Annotated in this window: 18 protein-coding genes and 1 riboswitch; of the genes, 4 read left to right on the top strand and 14 right to left on the bottom strand. The window is 64.6% G+C overall.

Annotated features, from left to right (window positions below):
- Positions 1 to 5 precede the first annotated feature (5 nt).
- The gene (locus CH292_RS07100) at positions 6 to 461 is read right to left on the bottom strand and encodes a LytR C-terminal domain-containing protein (RefSeq protein ID WP_094627719.1); all 456 of its coding nucleotides are present in this window, start codon (positions 459 to 461) and stop codon (positions 6 to 8) included.
- A gap of 73 nt (positions 462 to 534) precedes the next feature.
- Complete coding sequence (locus tag CH292_RS07095) at positions 535 to 864, bottom strand: DUF3263 domain-containing protein (protein WP_019666644.1); 330 nt, start codon at positions 862 to 864, stop codon at positions 535 to 537.
- A 280-nt stretch (positions 865 to 1,144) separates the two neighbouring features.
- On the opposite strand from CH292_RS07095, the gene CH292_RS07090 reads away from it, so the two are divergent.
- From CH292_RS07090 to CH292_RS07080, 3 genes are read left to right on the top strand one after another with little or no spacing between them, the layout of a single operon-like run.
- Positions 1,145 to 1,735, top strand: a complete 591-nt coding sequence (locus tag CH292_RS07090; protein ID WP_019666645.1) for a peptide deformylase — start codon at positions 1,145 to 1,147, stop codon at positions 1,733 to 1,735.
- 19 nt (positions 1,736 to 1,754) lie between these two features.
- The gene (locus CH292_RS07085) at positions 1,755 to 2,654 is read left to right on the top strand and encodes a GNAT family N-acetyltransferase (protein WP_051104965.1); all 900 of its coding nucleotides are present in this window, start codon (positions 1,755 to 1,757) and stop codon (positions 2,652 to 2,654) included.
- Between the two features lie 21 nt (positions 2,655 to 2,675).
- On the top strand, positions 2,676 to 3,476 hold the full coding sequence (locus tag CH292_RS07080; protein WP_026348066.1) for an exodeoxyribonuclease III: 801 nt from the start codon (positions 2,676 to 2,678) through the stop codon (positions 3,474 to 3,476).
- On the opposite strand, the gene CH292_RS07075 is transcribed toward CH292_RS07080, so the two are convergent.
- The 3 genes from CH292_RS07075 to CH292_RS07065 form a co-directional block, all read right to left on the bottom strand.
- The gene (locus tag CH292_RS07075) at positions 3,446 to 4,045 is read right to left on the bottom strand and encodes a hypothetical protein (protein WP_094654402.1); all 600 of its coding nucleotides are present in this window, start codon (positions 4,043 to 4,045) and stop codon (positions 3,446 to 3,448) included. The two genes, CH292_RS07080 and CH292_RS07075, sit on opposite strands and share 31 nt — an antisense overlap.
- Before the next feature lie 87 nt (positions 4,046 to 4,132).
- Positions 4,133 to 4,450 carry a GNAT family N-acetyltransferase gene (locus CH292_RS07070; RefSeq protein ID WP_020112592.1) on the bottom strand — a complete coding sequence of 106 codons (318 nt, stop codon included), beginning with the start codon at positions 4,448 to 4,450 and terminating at the stop codon, positions 4,133 to 4,135.
- 97 nt (positions 4,451 to 4,547) lie between these two features.
- Entirely contained in the window at positions 4,548 to 4,874 is a 327-nt protein-coding gene (locus tag CH292_RS07065) for a GNAT family N-acetyltransferase (RefSeq protein WP_019666650.1), read from the bottom strand.
- Positions 4,875 to 5,152: 278 nt separating this feature from the next.
- Here CH292_RS07065 and thiD point away from each other — a divergent pair, with 278 nt between their 5' ends.
- Entirely contained in the window at positions 5,153 to 6,004 is an 852-nt protein-coding gene (gene thiD / locus CH292_RS07060; protein ID WP_019666651.1) for a bifunctional hydroxymethylpyrimidine kinase/phosphomethylpyrimidine kinase, read from the top strand.
- 17 nt (positions 6,005 to 6,021) lie between these two features.
- Here the strand turns inward: thiD and CH292_RS07055 are convergent, their stop codons facing one another.
- The 9 genes from CH292_RS07055 to thiO all read right to left on the bottom strand — a co-directional run bounded on the left by CH292_RS07055 (position 6,022) and on the right by thiO (position 14,226).
- Positions 6,022 to 6,801 carry an adenylate/guanylate cyclase domain-containing protein gene (locus CH292_RS07055; protein ID WP_230595877.1) on the bottom strand — a complete coding sequence of 260 codons (780 nt, stop codon included), beginning with the start codon at positions 6,799 to 6,801 and terminating at the stop codon, positions 6,022 to 6,024.
- 76 nt (positions 6,802 to 6,877) lie between these two features.
- A complete protein-coding gene (locus tag CH292_RS07050) occupies positions 6,878 to 8,368 on the bottom strand; it encodes a M28 family peptidase (protein WP_094654401.1) in 1,491 nt (496 codons plus the stop codon).
- A gap of 25 nt (positions 8,369 to 8,393) precedes the next feature.
- Positions 8,394 to 9,191, bottom strand: coding sequence for an ABC transporter permease (locus CH292_RS07045; RefSeq protein WP_020112594.1), 798 nt, complete (start codon positions 9,189 to 9,191; stop codon positions 8,394 to 8,396).
- The gene (locus tag CH292_RS07040) at positions 9,191 to 10,165 is read right to left on the bottom strand and encodes an ABC transporter ATP-binding protein (protein WP_094653383.1); all 975 of its coding nucleotides are present in this window, start codon (positions 10,163 to 10,165) and stop codon (positions 9,191 to 9,193) included. Before CH292_RS07040 ends, CH292_RS07045 begins: the two co-directional genes overlap by 1 nt.
- A 170-nt stretch (positions 10,166 to 10,335) precedes the next feature.
- Positions 10,336 to 11,133 carry an ABC transporter permease gene (locus CH292_RS07035; RefSeq protein ID WP_019668066.1) on the bottom strand — a complete coding sequence of 266 codons (798 nt, stop codon included), beginning with the start codon at positions 11,131 to 11,133 and terminating at the stop codon, positions 10,336 to 10,338.
- Complete coding sequence (locus CH292_RS07030) at positions 11,133 to 12,107, bottom strand: ABC transporter ATP-binding protein (protein WP_094653382.1); 975 nt, start codon at positions 12,105 to 12,107, stop codon at positions 11,133 to 11,135. Before CH292_RS07030 ends, CH292_RS07035 begins: the two co-directional genes overlap by 1 nt.
- A gap of 79 nt (positions 12,108 to 12,186) precedes the next feature.
- Entirely contained in the window at positions 12,187 to 12,939 is a 753-nt protein-coding gene (locus tag CH292_RS07025; RefSeq protein WP_094654400.1) for a thiazole synthase, read from the bottom strand.
- Positions 12,932 to 13,129 (bottom strand): sulfur carrier protein ThiS, encoded by a 198-nt coding sequence (gene thiS / locus CH292_RS07020; RefSeq protein ID WP_019663278.1) that lies wholly within the window; start codon positions 13,127 to 13,129, stop codon positions 12,932 to 12,934. Before thiS ends, CH292_RS07025 begins: the two co-directional genes overlap by 8 nt.
- Positions 13,126 to 14,226 (bottom strand): glycine oxidase ThiO, encoded by a 1,101-nt coding sequence (thiO, locus tag CH292_RS07015; protein WP_094654449.1) that lies wholly within the window; start codon positions 14,224 to 14,226, stop codon positions 13,126 to 13,128. Before thiO ends, thiS begins: the two co-directional genes overlap by 4 nt.
- A riboswitch (TPP riboswitch) is annotated at positions 14,226 to 14,338 on the bottom strand. It overlaps the preceding gene by 1 nt.
- Positions 14,339 to 14,367: the final 29 nt, after the last annotated feature.

The raw sequence follows: 14,367 nt of genomic DNA, 5'->3' as shown, positions 1-14,367 counted from the left end.
GGGCTCTACTGGGTGACCATCACGACGACGCTGTCTCCGAACCCGGTCAGTGTGGCCGGCATGGCTTCGGCGGTGGCGCCCAGTTGCCCAGCTATCTCCTGCGCCGCGGCCTCCGCGCCGGAGGCGTCTCCGTAGTACACCGTGGTGGCGGGGACCTGGGTCTGGGCGTAGTTGCCCGTTTCGGCGATCGTCCAGCCCTGGGCGGTGAGCGTGTCCGCAGTGGTGGCTGCCAGACCGGAGACGTCGCTGTTGTTCAGCACGCGTACCTCGACCTCGGCCGGTGCGACGGACGTCGTCGGGGCGCTGGTGGTCGAGGCCGCCGGCGCCTGAGCTGCCGGGGAGGTCGCTTCCGCGACTTCGCTGGTGGCCTCGGGGGCGGCCGCTTCTTCACTGTCTCCGGAACCGGTCAACGACAGTGCACCGATCGCTGCGAACAGAATCGCGAGCGAAATGAGAACCATTGCCAAGGCGCGGAGCGGAGGGCCGGACGATTCCGGGTTGGGACTGCTCACACTGGAAGACACTAGTTGACGGCTAGACCTCGAAGCCGAGTCGCCTCGCAGCCCTTGCCTTCTGGCGGCTCGCGCGGAGCCTGCGCAGACGCTTCACCAGCATGGGATCGGCTGCCAGTGATTCCGGGCGGTCGACGAGTGCGTTCAACACCTGGTAGTAGCGAGTCGCGGACATCGAGAAGAGTTCCTTGATGGCTTCTTCCTTTGCGCCTGCGTACTTCCACCACTGGCGCTCGAAGGACAGGATGTCGTGTTCACGACGGGTCAGGCCGTCTGCTCCGACCTCGTTGATGTCCCCCGTGTTTCCCGGTTGCTGAGACTGGTTCGAGTCACGCGCTGCTGCGCCGTCCATCTCACTCCTCGACTTCGCGGATCCGTGTCGACGGATCCCGATCCTGTGCCGTGATGCTGTCCTGTGCCGTCATGCCGGTCCCCACCTTTTGCCACGAGCCCCAGACCCGCGTCGACGCACCCGAGGGGCGGGCAGTCGGCACGAAATTACACACGTGTGTTTCGGTTGTTATTGAACCACGGTGCGCAGTGCTTGGGCACAGCTCGCAGGACGTGCGGCGAGTCGCGCCCCCCTCACCGTGTGCACGGAGAGGGGCTTCACGCCAGTATTCTTGTCGACCATGGCAATTCTCCCGATCCGGATCGTCGGCGACCCGGTACTGCACACCCCCACCCGGCCCGTCACCGAGACGCCCGCCGAACTCGCCGACCTTATCGCGAACATGTACGACACGCTCGCCGCCGCCAACGGCGTCGGACTCGCCGCCAACCAGGTCGGCGAACCCCTTCGGCTGTTCATCTACGACTGCCCCGACGAGGGCGAGGACGGCAAGGTCGTCCGTCGCCGCGGCGAGGTGATCAACCCGGTTCTGGAGACGTCGGAGATCCCCGAGACGATGCCGGATCCCGAGGACGACGACGAGGGCTGCCTTTCGGTTCCCGGCGAGCAGTACCCCACCGGACGTGCGGACTGGGCACGCGTCACGGGCACCGACGCCGCGGGCGAGCCCGTCGACATCGAAGGAACGGGTTTCTTCGCTCGCATGCTGCAGCACGAGGTCGGGCACCTCGACGGTTTCCTGTACGTCGACGTTCTCATCGGCCGCAATGCGCGTGCCGCGAAGAAGGCGATCAAACGCGCCGGTTGGGGCAAGCCGGGTCTGTCCTGGGTCCCCGGCACCGTCGAAGATCCGTTCGGCCACGAGGACTGACGCGGTGGGACCGCGGGTCATGCTGCGCTACCGGCTGCCACCCGGCCACAGCCACCCGATGACGGACGTCATCGGCGAACTGATCGAGCACAGCCGGTCGGTGGTCGCGGTGCAGTCCGCGGACGGTCGCGAAGTGAGAGTCGCGCCCGATCGTGTCGTCGCGCTGAAGGAGCTCGGGCCGCGTCCGATTCGCACGTCGGAGATTCGATCGCTGGAACGTGCTGCCGCCGACGGCTGGCCCGGCGTCGAACAGGCCTGGATCGACGGCTGGCTCCTGCGCGCCGGGCACGGGTTCACCGGCCGGGCGAACTCCGCGTTGCCGGTGGAACCGTCGGCCGGTCATGTGTCCCTCGACGACATCGTCCGATGGTTCTCCGAGCGCGGCCTACCTGCCGTGCTCCTGCTGCCCGACCGACTGGGTTCACCGCCCGCCGGGTGGGTGACGCGGGACGAAACACTGGTCATGGCCGCGGACATCTCCCGGTTGGAGCTGCCCGTCGAAACTCTGTCGGTCTTCTCCGACGTGCCCGACGCCGACTGGCTCGGCGTGTACCGCTACCGCGGGCGACCCCTGCCCGACGGTGCGCTCGAGGTCATCTCGTCGGTGCGTGACGGTGTGGCGGCGTTCGGCCGGATCGGCTCGGCGTCCAGCGAGATGCTGGCGATCGGGCGTGCAGCGGTGACGGACGCGCCCGACGGTCGACGCTGGGTCGGTCTGACGGCCATCGAGGTCGCGGAGGCGCATCGACGGAACGGCCTCGGAACGAGGATCTGCGGCGAACTGGTCGCCTGGGGTCGCACGCAGGGTGCGACGCACGCGTACCTGCAGGTCTCGGCGGCCAATGCAGGCGCCGTGGCCATGTACGAGGGCCTCGGCTTCACCGAGCATCATCGCTATCGCTACGCCGACCTTATGTGAGCACCCGTTAGTCTGATCGCCGTGCGATTGGCTACCTGGAATGTGAACTCCGTCCGCTCTCGTCAGGATCGGATCGTGGATTGGCTGCAGCGATCCGATGTCGACGTGCTGGCGATGCAGGAAACCAAGTGCAAGGACGCGCAGTTTCCGTACGAGCGGTTCACCGAGATCGGGTACGAGGTCGCCCATGTCGGCCTCAGCCAGTGGAACGGTGTCGCCTTGCTGTCGCGGGTCGGGTTGGACGACGTGCAGATCGGCTTCGAGGATCAGCCCGGGTTCAGCAAAGACCCGGAGGTCGAGGCGGTGCGCGAGGCGCGGGCCATCGGAGCCACGTGCGGCGGGGTTCGCGTGTGGAGCCTGTACGTACCCAACGGGCGCGAGCTGGCGGATCCGCATTACACGTACAAGCTCGAGTGGCTCGCCAAGCTGCGGGCCGACGCTCAGGCCTGGGTGTCGGCGGACCCGGACGCGCAGATCGCGCTCGTCGGGGACTGGAACATCGCGCCTACCGACGACGATGTCTGGGATCCGGCGTTGTTCGAGGGCAAGACCCACACGTCGCAGCCGGAGCGGGATGCGTTCGAGTCGTTCGCGGAGGTCGGATTCACCGAGGTGACTCGGCAGTTCACGCCCGAGCCGCGGACGTTCACCTACTGGGACTACACGCAGCTTCGCTTCCCGAAGAAGCAGGGACTTCGTATCGACATGGCTCTGGCTTCCCCGGCTCTTGCGTCCCGGGTGACGGGCGCCTCGATCGATCGTGAGGAGCGCAAGGGCAAGGGTGCCAGCGATCACGCACCCGTCGTCGTCGATATTTCCTGACGATCACGCCCCGCAGCGACGTGGACCGCCAGCGCTGCTGCGCCGGCGAGAACGAGCAGTCCGTGCGCAACACGCAACCACGGGGGCGCGAAGAACTGCGGAAGAAGCAGGACGAAGCCCGACGCGAAGAGCGCGGACTGCCAGCCTGGCACGCGCCGCGCAAGTGCAACGGTACCGATGGCCACGAGGATCAGTCCGGCACCGAACATCACCGTTTGTGTGGGGCCGTATCGGATGGGTTCGGCGAGGTCGATCAGCCGAAGATCGCCGGTGCTCAGCGCGTCGGACCCCAGCACGTGGAGTGCGAACGTCTCGGCGCCGTAGTACGGCAGTGTCAGTCCGACGCCGACCCACGTCGTCACTTCGGCGACGGCGCCGACGATCATCGTGCGTACTGCGAGAGCGAGCGTGATGAACCCGAGCATCGCGCTGACGTGCGCCGCTACCCACAGTCCGGACGCGAACGCGTCGGCGCCGGCCTGCCCTGAATCGGAGGAGTAGGGCCTCAGAACGGGATAGACGGCGAACAGAACGCCCGTGGCGACCAGAAGCCCGACAGTCGATCGCATGCGTGCCCTCCTTCAGGATGCGAGAGCGGTGCTCTCGTTCTGAAGTGAGTATTCACCAGGCACACGGAGAAAACAAGAGCACTGCTCTCAGTCGGGTGCGACGAGATCGAGGAATTCCGGGTTCCGGGCCAGATAGCGCTGGACGTAGGTGCATACCGGAAGAATGGACCAGCCCCGGTCGCGTGCGGTGTTGAGTGCACCCCTGACGAGTACACCCGCCCAGCCGCGGTCACCGAAATCTTCCGTGACGACCGTGTGCATGAACGCCACGGAGGCGTCACTGCCTGAACGGCGGTAACCGAGGATGCCAATGAGATCGCCCCCGACGAAGAGGTCGAATCGGTGATGCTCGGCGTTGTCCACTATGCGAACCGACGCTGCCAGCGTGCTCGACGTGTGATCCATCCCCCGAGTAGAGCGGAGGTCGGCCCGTCACGAGGGACAGTCGGCTACTTGGATAGCAATTCGACGTCGCGCCGAACCCGGACCGTTACCGGACGACTCAGAGCGGAACGACCACGTCGGAGTAATCCGGATTGGCGGCGAGGAACCGCTGTACGTACGTACACACCGGCTTCACCTTCCATCCATACGAGCGCGCACTGTCGAGGGATCGGCGGACGAGGATAGCCGCGAGGCCCTGATGGCCGAAGTCCTCGGTGACGACGGTGTGCATGAACGACACGACGTGCGTACGGGCTCCGCGCTTCTGCGTGTTCTCGACTTCGAAGTAGCCGACGATTCCCACCAGATCACCGTTGAGCCGCAACTCGAAACGATTCTGGTCGGTGTTGATGGAGACATCAGCACTGGGAGTACTGGCAAGCATGGGTCACCTCCTTTGCATTTCCGGGATGTGCAGTGAAGCAGTTACATGTGACGTGCACCACTATTAAACATGCGATCAGATAGCTTGTCACCCGTTTGTAGCAACAAACCTTCGGTTCCGTAGGCATGCAACCTCCATGCAACACAGACCCTGGTATCGGTCATACAGAGTTTCCATCACCGTTGTGATGCAACAACATTCATGCACTACCGTGCATCTCCCGAAGGTGCGGTAAAACCGGGCGTCCTCCACACCGGCCGTGCCGGTACTGTCGCGATGTGAAGTTCCTACCGCTGCCCCCCAACGGCTCCACGCCGGTTCGCGCTCTGACCATTGCCGGGACCGATTCCGGCGGCGGTGCGGGCATTCAAGCGGACAGCCGCACCATGGCGATGTGCGGGGTGCACGCGTGCGTCGCCGTCGCCGCGGTGACCGTGCAGAACACCGTCGGCGTCAGTGGCTTCCACGAAATCCCGCCGGCCGTCGTCGCAGACCAGGTCCGCACCGTCGTCGGCGACATCGGAATCAGCGCCGCCAAGACCGGCATGCTGGCGTCGACAGCCATCATCGAAGCCGTCACCGATGTCTGCACCGAGGTCGGCATCGGTAAGAACGGCACGATCCCGCTCGTCGTCGATCCGGTGTGCGCGTCGATGCACGGTGATCCGCTTCTGCACGCGGAGGCGTTGGACGCCATCCGGAACGTTCTGATCCCCATCGCCACTGTCGTCACCCCCAATCTCGACGAGGTTCGCCTCATCACCGGCATCGACGTGATCGACGACGCCACCGCCCGCCGGGCGGCCGAAGCGCTGCATGCGTTGGGCGCGGGGTGGGCGATAGTGAAGGGCGGTCACCTACGCACGTCGACGACCAGCACGGACATCCTGTTCGACGGCGATACCTTCACCGAATTCTCCCGGCCGCGAATCGACACGGGCAACGATCACGGAGGTGGAGACACGTTGGCTGCCGCCATCGCCAGCGCGCTGGCCAACGGGTATTCGGTGCCGGACGCGGTCGCGTTCGGCAAGGACTGGGTCACCGAGTGCCTCGCGGCGTCGTACGACCTGGGCGCAGGCCACGGTCCCGTCTCTCCGCTGTGGAGGCTGCACGTCCAAAGCTCGTAGGGCGCGCTGGACCCCGGTCAGCGGTGGCGTACCAGCCGGAGAATCTTCAGGTCCTCGGGTACGCCGGTGAGTTTGGGGGCGAAGAATCCGCGACGGTAGGGCCGCGGAACCAATCCGAGCGCGTCGACCGTGTCGGGGTGTACTGCGTCGAACGCGTTCCGGGAGATCATCAGGTTGCCGTTACCGCCGGTTTGCATGACGCGGGCGGCGATGGTGACGTCGACGCCGAGCCAGTCGGATCCGATCTGTCGCGGATTTCCGGTGTGAATCCCGACCCTCATGGTCGGTGTGTATCCGTCGACGTCGACCTCCGACAGCGCCGTCCGTGCCGCGACCACCGCTTCGAGCGCCTGGTCGGGTCGGTAGAAGACCGCCATGATGCCGTCGCCCAGCCTCTTGACGACGTGTCCACCGCCCGCGGCGACGGCCGGCTCGACTGCCTGGGACACCTTCCTCAGCAGGGTCAGAGTCGCGGCGTCGCCTGCGACGAGGGACCACGACGAGAATCCCACCAGATCGGTGAAGACGATGGTCACGTCGCGTTCTCCCCGGCCTCGGCCGGTTCTCTCGAGCACTGCCTGCCACACCTGAAGTGCTCCGAGTCCGATTTCTCGGGTGGCACCAGGCTCGTCACCTCGGAATTTGTCGGCTACGCGGGCCACGGCGAGTGCCGACCCTTCGCCTGCCAGGGACAGCGGATCACCGAACGTGGGGTCGCCCGGCAGAACCCGTCGGAATCTCCGCACCACGTCGACGACCCCTGGGCTGCGGTTGACATCCTGCACCCAGCCGACCATCGACGACAGTTTCACGACACGAAGCGTAACCGAGGGTTACAGACACTTCGTAGCCCGAAGATCCCCGGTTCGTGGGTCACTGGCCCGAACGCGCCTGGGTGCGGGCGTCCCCGACCGGAACGCCGTTGGGTCCTTCGACCGACTGCGCGTACGTGCCGATTCCGAAACCGATCGCCGACGCGTTCTTCGCGAGTGCCTCGCGATCGACGTTCGCGAGTGTGTCCTCGGCGGTGTGGTAGTTCTCGTCGTAGGTCTCCCCGGCCGTGCCGCCCCACTTCTCTACTTGTTCGGGGGTCTTCTCGTCGTCGGCGCCGCTGAACACTCCGCCTGCCGGGATGCCGGCGGCAATGAACGGGCCGTAGTCGGATCGGCCGTCGAAATCGGTTCCGTCGACGGCGATTCCTTCTCCGCCGAGGTAGTCGACGAACACACGCTCGATGGCGTCGGACCCTGCCGGTCCAGCCGGTTCGCCGACTTGGTCGGAGTCGTCTCCGTCGTACGCGAGGTATCCGGCGTTGTGCGAGCCGATCATGTCGAAGTTGAGGTACAACGCGATGTCGGCCTTGTCCTCGTCGCTCAGGCCCTCGACGTAGGCAGTCGATCCGACGAGTCCGTTCTCTTCCGCGCCCCAGAACGTGAACCGGACGGCGTTGGTCACGTCCGGCTCGCTGCCGAGTTGCAGCGCGGATTCCAACACCGCCGCGGTGCCGCTGCCGTTGTCGTTGATGCCCGGGCCTTCCTCGACGCTGTCCAGGTGGGCGCCCGCGACCACGACGTTCGAGGTGTCTCCCGTCGAGGTCTGCGCGATGATGTTGCGGCTCTTGGTCGTTGTGGTGACCGTGTCCAGCGTGAGCGTCAGTTCCGGCGCCGACGCGACGGCCGCGCCGTCCTCCTGCGAGACGCCGCCCGTCGGGATCTTGGCGTCGTCCTTGCTGCCGAGAGTGCCGTTGTCCACGGGCCCGGGGACGTTGTTGACCACGACGACCGCGACGGCGCCGAGGTCCGCCGCGACGGTTTGTTTGGCGACGAAGGGACACAGACCCCGGTTCACGACAACGATGGCACCGCTGACGTCGAGTCCGTCGTAATCGGTTGCCTCGCAACCGGGTGACTCGTCGGCGGGAGCTGCGACGACGCGTGCGGTGATGCCGTCCTCGGGGGTGGCTGGAGAGTATCCGAGGGCTTTGACCGAGATCTGCTCGTCTCCGGCCGACAGCAACTCGGTGTCCACCGTGAACTGGTCGAAGTCGAATTCCGGTGTCTCGACGTCGAATCCGGCTGCCTGCAGTTTTCCGCTCACGTAGTCGACGCTGGCGTCGTATCCGGAGGTGCCGGCGGCGCGGTTGCCGTTGTTCTCCGACGCGATCCGTTCGAGCTCCTCGAGGTGAGCGACCACGGCGTCGCCGGTGACGGCGTCCGCGAGCCCTGGGCCGTCGGGACTGGAGATCGGCGTCGGAACCGACACGGCCGGCTGCTCCTCGGCCCCGGAGTTGTCCGAGGACGTGGAGCAACCGGCCAGGACGAGCGCGCCGACTGCGAAACTTGCAAGCAAGGTCTTCCGTGGCATGGAAGCACCCTAGCTTCTCCGGCCGTCAGGCGTCTCGATGATCGGTGACGAACACTGCGGCGCCGAACACGATGGCGGTGAAGACCACGAAGTAGACCAGGCTCCCCCACGGTCCCCAGTGGAAGTCGACTCCGCCGTCGGATCCGAGGAAGTGAGAGGCATTGAGCCAGGGCAGGAACGGTTGCACCGCGCGACCGAAGGATCCGAACAGGCCGAAGAGGTTCTCGACCACCAGCGGCCACAGCAACAGCAGTGCGATGGCGCCTGCGGACTGGCGAAGAAGGGCACCGACTCCGACGGCGACGACGATCTGCAGGAAGGCGAGGATCGCGGTCCCGTAGATGACGCGCCACGTGCCGTCGATGTCGAAGCTCAGCAGTTCGCCTGCCTCGGCGCCTGCGAACACCTTGGCGATGTAGAACGCGCCGAGACCGAGGACGAAGCTCAGCACCAGCCCCAGAACACCGATCAGAAATGCCTTGGCGACGAGAACCGATGCGCGATTGGGCATCGCCTGGAACGTCGTACGGATGACGCCGAAGCGATACTCGCTGGTCACCGTCAAGGCGGCCAGGATCATCAACACCATGACTCCGAAACCTCCGACGCCGCTGCCGACCGCGTCGTAGACGGTGGGGAGGTACGGATCGTAGTCCGGTGTGTCACCCTGAGCCACTTGATCTTTGTAGGATTCGAGGCCGAGTTCGGAGGTGAATCCGACGATTCCCGCGAGGCCCAATCCGAGGACGATCACTGCGATCGTGCACCACCAGGGTGACTTCGTCGAGGTGATCTTGATACGTTCCGCAGCCAACACACCCATCAGAGAGCACCACCCATCGCCTTGTAATCCGACCCCTGACCATCCACACCATCAGCACCCGCACCGTGATACTGAACATCCTCACCCGTCAGCTTCATGAACGCCTCCTCCAAAGACCCACGCTGCGAGGACAACTCATGCAACACGATCTGATGCCGAGCAGCGATATCACCGATCACCTCGGTCGACGAATCCGTCACCACGATCGCCGGCTGCAACTGATCCACCCCCGCAGGCTCACGCACCGTCAACCCCGCCGACGTCAACGCACTCCGCAACGCATCCAACTGAGGACTACGCACCTTCACCGACGCCTCCGACGCATGATCGATGAAATCCTGCACCGACGTATCCGACACCAACCGACCCCGACCGATCACCACCAGATGCTCCGCCGTCTGCGCCATCTCCGACAACAAATGACTCGACACCAACACCGTCCGACCCTCCGCCGCCAAACGCTGCATGAACTTACGAATCCACACAATGCCCTCAGGATCGAGACCATTCACCGGCTCATCGAACAACAACACCTTCGGATCCCCCAACAACGCCCCCGCCAGACCCAACCGCTGCGACATACCGAGCGAGAAACCACCCGCATTCTTCTTCGCAACCTCACTCAACCCCACCAACCGAAGCACCTCGTCCACACGAGACCTCGGAATACCGTTCGACGCAGCCATCCACTCCAAATGCGCACGCGCAGAACGATTCGGATGCACCCACTTCGCATCCAACAACGCACCCACACTCCGCAACGGCTGCTTCAACTCGCCATACGGCTTACCCTCGATCAACGCCTGACCACTCGTCGGACGATCCAGACCCAAAATCATCCGCATCGTCGTCGACTTCCCCGCACCATTCGGCCCGAGAAAACCCGTCACAATCCCCGGCTTCACAGAAAAAGACAGATCATCGACCGCCTTCACCGCACCGTACTGCTTCGTCAACCCCGTCACTTCGATCATGAACGGAAATACTGCCCTGTTCCGGTTCGTACCGCATCGCTCGGAAGTATTCTTTCGAGTCGTTCTCACGGATGACGGAAAGCGGAATTTCGTCAGGGTTTTCCCTGAGATGCAAAGAACCTCCGAAGGTATTCCTTCGGAGGTTCTTTGCGGTTTGTATTACTTTACACTCACGCGTCCCGGCGGTTGACGACCAGCAATGCTGCACCGAACACGACGGCGGTGAAGATCGCGAAGTAGACCAGGCTTCCCCACGGTCCCCAGTGATAGTCGACGCCTCCGGCTTCACCGAGGAAGTGGCTGGCGTTTCCGAAGGGCAGGAACGGCTGGATCGCGCGGCCGAAGGATCCGAACAGTCCGAACAGCGACTCGACCAGTAGCGGCCAGAGCAGCAGCAGTGCGATGGCGCCTGCGGACTGGCGAAGAAGCGCACCGACTCCGACGGCGATGAACACCTGCAGGAAGGCCAGGATCGCGGTTCCGTAGATCGCTCGCCAGGTGCCGTCGATGTCGAAGCTCAGCAGAGCGCCTGCATCCGGTCCGGCGACTGCCTTACCGATGTAGAACGCCAGCAGTCCGAGAACGAACGTCAGCACGAAACCGAACACACCGATGAGCGACGCTTTCGCGACCAGCACTGCGGCGCGGTTCGGGACCGCCTGGAACGTGGTTCTGATGATGCCGAAGCGGTATTCGCTGGTCACCGTCAGCGCAGCCAGGATCATGAGGACCATGAGCCCCATGCCGCCGACGCCACTGCCGACCACTTCGAAGACCGACGGTAGGTAGGGCTCGAATTCGGGTTTGTTGCCCTCGGCGATCTGGTTGTTGTAGGACTGCAGACCCAGTTTGGCCGCCAGTCCCACCGCGAAGGCAAGCCCCAACCCGAGGGCGATGATGGCGATCGTGCACCACCAGGGTGACTTCGTCGAGGTGATCTTGATACGTTCCGCAGCCAACACACCCATCAGAGAGCACCACCCATCGCCTTGTAATCCGACCCCTGACCATCCACACCATCAGCACCCGCACCGTGATACTGAACATCCTCACCCGTCAGCTTCATGAACGCCTCCTCCAAAGACCCACGCTGCGAGGACAACTCATGCAACACGATCTGATGCCGAGCAGCGATATCACCGATCACCTCGGTCGACGAATCCGTCACCACGATCGCCGGCTGCAACTGATCCACCCCCGCAGGCTCACGCACCGTCAACCCCGCCGACGTCAACGCACTCCGCAACGCATCCAACTGAGGACTACGCACCTTCACCGACGCCTCCGACGCATGATCGATGAAATCCTGCACCGACGTATCCGACACCAACCGACCCCGACCGATCACCACCAGATGCTCCGCCGTCTGCGCCATCTCCGACAACAAATGACTCGACACCAACACCGTCCGACCCTCCGCCGCCAAACGCTGCATGAACTTACGAATCCACACAATGCCCTCAGGATCGAGACCATTCACCGGCTCATCGAACAACAACACCTTCGGATCCCCCAACAACGCCCCCGCCAGACCCAACCGCTGCGACATACCGAGCGAGAAACCACCCGCATTCTTCTTCGCAACCTCACTCAACCCCACCAACCGAAGCACCTCGTCCACACGAGACCTCGGAATACCGTTCGACGCAGCCATCCACTCCAAATGCGCACGCGCAGAACGATTCGGATGCACCCACTTCGCATCCAACAACGCACCCACACTCCGCAACGGCTGCTTCAACTCGCCATACGGCTTACCCTCGATCAACGCCTGACCACTCGTCGGACGATCCAGACCCAAAATCATCCGCATCGTCGTCGACTTCCCCGCACCATTAGGCCCGAGAAACCCCGTCACAATCCCCGGCTTCACAGAAAAAGACAGATCATCGACCGCCTTCACCGCACCGTACTGCTTCGTCAACCCCGTCACTTGAATCATGGGATCCACTGTGTCAGGCCGAGGGGTGCTCGCACATCGCCCGCGAGTCTCGACTCGACTCATCCTTTCGGATGACCACTCACACAGGGGAGCTGGCCTGAGCCCAGAAACGCTTGGGAATGCGGCCCGCGCGGCGGGCCTCGAAGCCGGCGCTCACCGCGTGCCGCATCGCCGACGCCATCAGTGCGGGGTCTTTGGCGCGGGTCACGGCGGTGGCGAGAAGAACTGCGTCGCACCCGAGTTCCATCGCCACGGCTGCGTCGCTGGCGGTGCCGATGCCTGCGTCGAGGATGACGGGAACGCCTGCCGCGTCGACGATCATCTCGATGTTGTGTGGGTTGGAGATGCCGAGTCCGGTGCCGATCGGCGCACCGAGTGGCATGACGGCGACGCAGCCGATGTCTTCGAGTCTGCGTGCCAGGACGGGGTCGTCGGTGGTGTACGGGAGTACGTTGAACCCGTCGTCGACGAGTTGCTCTGCGGCCTTGACCAGTTCGATGGCATCGGGCAGCAGTGTTCGCTCGTCGGCGATGACTTCGAGCTTCACCCAGTCGGTTTCGAGTGCTTCGCGTCCGAGCTGTGCAGTGAGAACGGCTTCGGAGGCGCCGCGACAGCCGGCGGTGTTGGGCAGGGGTGCGATGTCGAGCTTGCGCAGTAGATCGAGGACACCGGTGCCGCCTGCGGCGTCGACGCGTCGCATGGCCACGGTGGTCAGCTCGGTGCCCGACGCCACCAGTGCCTCTTCCAGGACGGTCAGGTTCGCTGCTCCTCCGGTGCCCATGATGAGTCGGGATTCGAAGGTTCTGTCCGCGATAGTCAGCACGTCAGCCACCCTGCACCGCGGTGAGGATTTCGATGGTCCAGCCGGGTTCGACGGTGGTGGCGTCCCATCGACTCTTCGGCAGGACTGTTCCGTCGACGGCGACGGCGATGCCCGTGTCCGGCATGGACAGATCGGCGAGGAGTCGACGCATCGTCAGCCCCTCGGAGAGTGCGTGTTCTTCGCCGTTGACGGTGATCATCGGTGCCTTCCTGTCTCGAATCGGGCTGGATCTGCAGCCTTGGCTTCGGGGAGTGTGTCGCCGGTGAGTAGTGCGGCGACAGCGTCTGTGGTGATGGGTGTCAGCAGGATTCCGTTGCGTCCGTGCCCGGCGGCGACGATGACGCGTTCGGAGACGCGGCCGATGAGCGGTAGGCCGTCGGGGCTCATGGGGCGCAATCCGGCGGCGGCTTCGTGTAGTTCGTATTCGCCGATGCTGGGCATCAGTCGTTCGGCGTCGGCGATGAGGTCGCGGACTCCGGCGACGGTGACCTGGGTGTCGTGGCCGGATTCGTATTGGGTGGCGCCGACGACGAGGCCGTCGCCTCGTGGCACGAGGTAGATGGGGCGGCCGTGGACGCTGCCTCGGATGGTTCGGCTGGGCGGTGCCGTCGCGCTGGGTCGTCGTCTGAGTCGGAGTATTTCGCCTTTGACAGGTCGGACGGGGATGTCCGGGAGAAGGGCGGGGACCTGCGCTCCGGCGGCGACGACGATTCGGTCGGCGGTCAGGGCGTCGAGGTCGGTCACCCGTTCGGCGACGAAGTCGACGCCGGCTGCGGATGCTGTCAGTGCGTCGACGAGGGCGCGGTTGTCGACGGCCAGTTCCGTCGGCGCCAGAAGCCCGAGGCGGATGTTCTGCACGAGCGATGGTTCGAGTTCACGGATCTCCGCCCGGTTCAGGATGTCCAGCTGATGCCCGTGTGCGCCGACGAATTCTGCGATGGTCCGCAGGTCCTGGGCGTCGGCGGCGTCGAGTGCGACGGTCAGTGAGCCCGATGCGGTGAACACGTCGACTCCGAGCTCGCGTGCGAATTCAGGCCAACGGGCAAGCGAATGCGCTCCGAGGTGCAGAAGTTCGTGTTCGCCTGGCCATCCCTCGGACAGCGGCGCGAGCATTCCGCCTGCCACCCAGGACGCGCCCGACCCGATGTTCGGGTCGTAGAGCTGCACCGACCACCCGTCGCGCTGCGCCCTGGCTGCGACGGCCAGGCCGATGACGCCGCCTCCGACGACGGCGAGCGTTCCGAGCCCTGACTTTTCGAACTGCGGCCCGTCGAACTGCGACTTTTCGAACTTCACCGAGAACCACCCTCACTCCCTGCGCCGGCATGATCCGGTTCAGGTATTGACGGTAAGGACGGGCGTGTCCACTCTCAGCCCCGCGTACCCCAGGACTCCCGTGTATCTGTCTTTCCGACGAGAAGACTACCGTCTGGAGAC

Origin of the sequence: Rhodococcus sp. 14-2470-1a (assembly GCF_002259425.1) — a bacterium.
Taxonomy (GTDB): domain Bacteria; phylum Actinomycetota; class Actinomycetes; order Mycobacteriales; family Mycobacteriaceae; genus Rhodococcoides; species Rhodococcoides fascians_E.
Note: the sequence above shows the minus strand (reverse complement) of the source record. Positions and strands in the feature narration are given on the sequence as shown.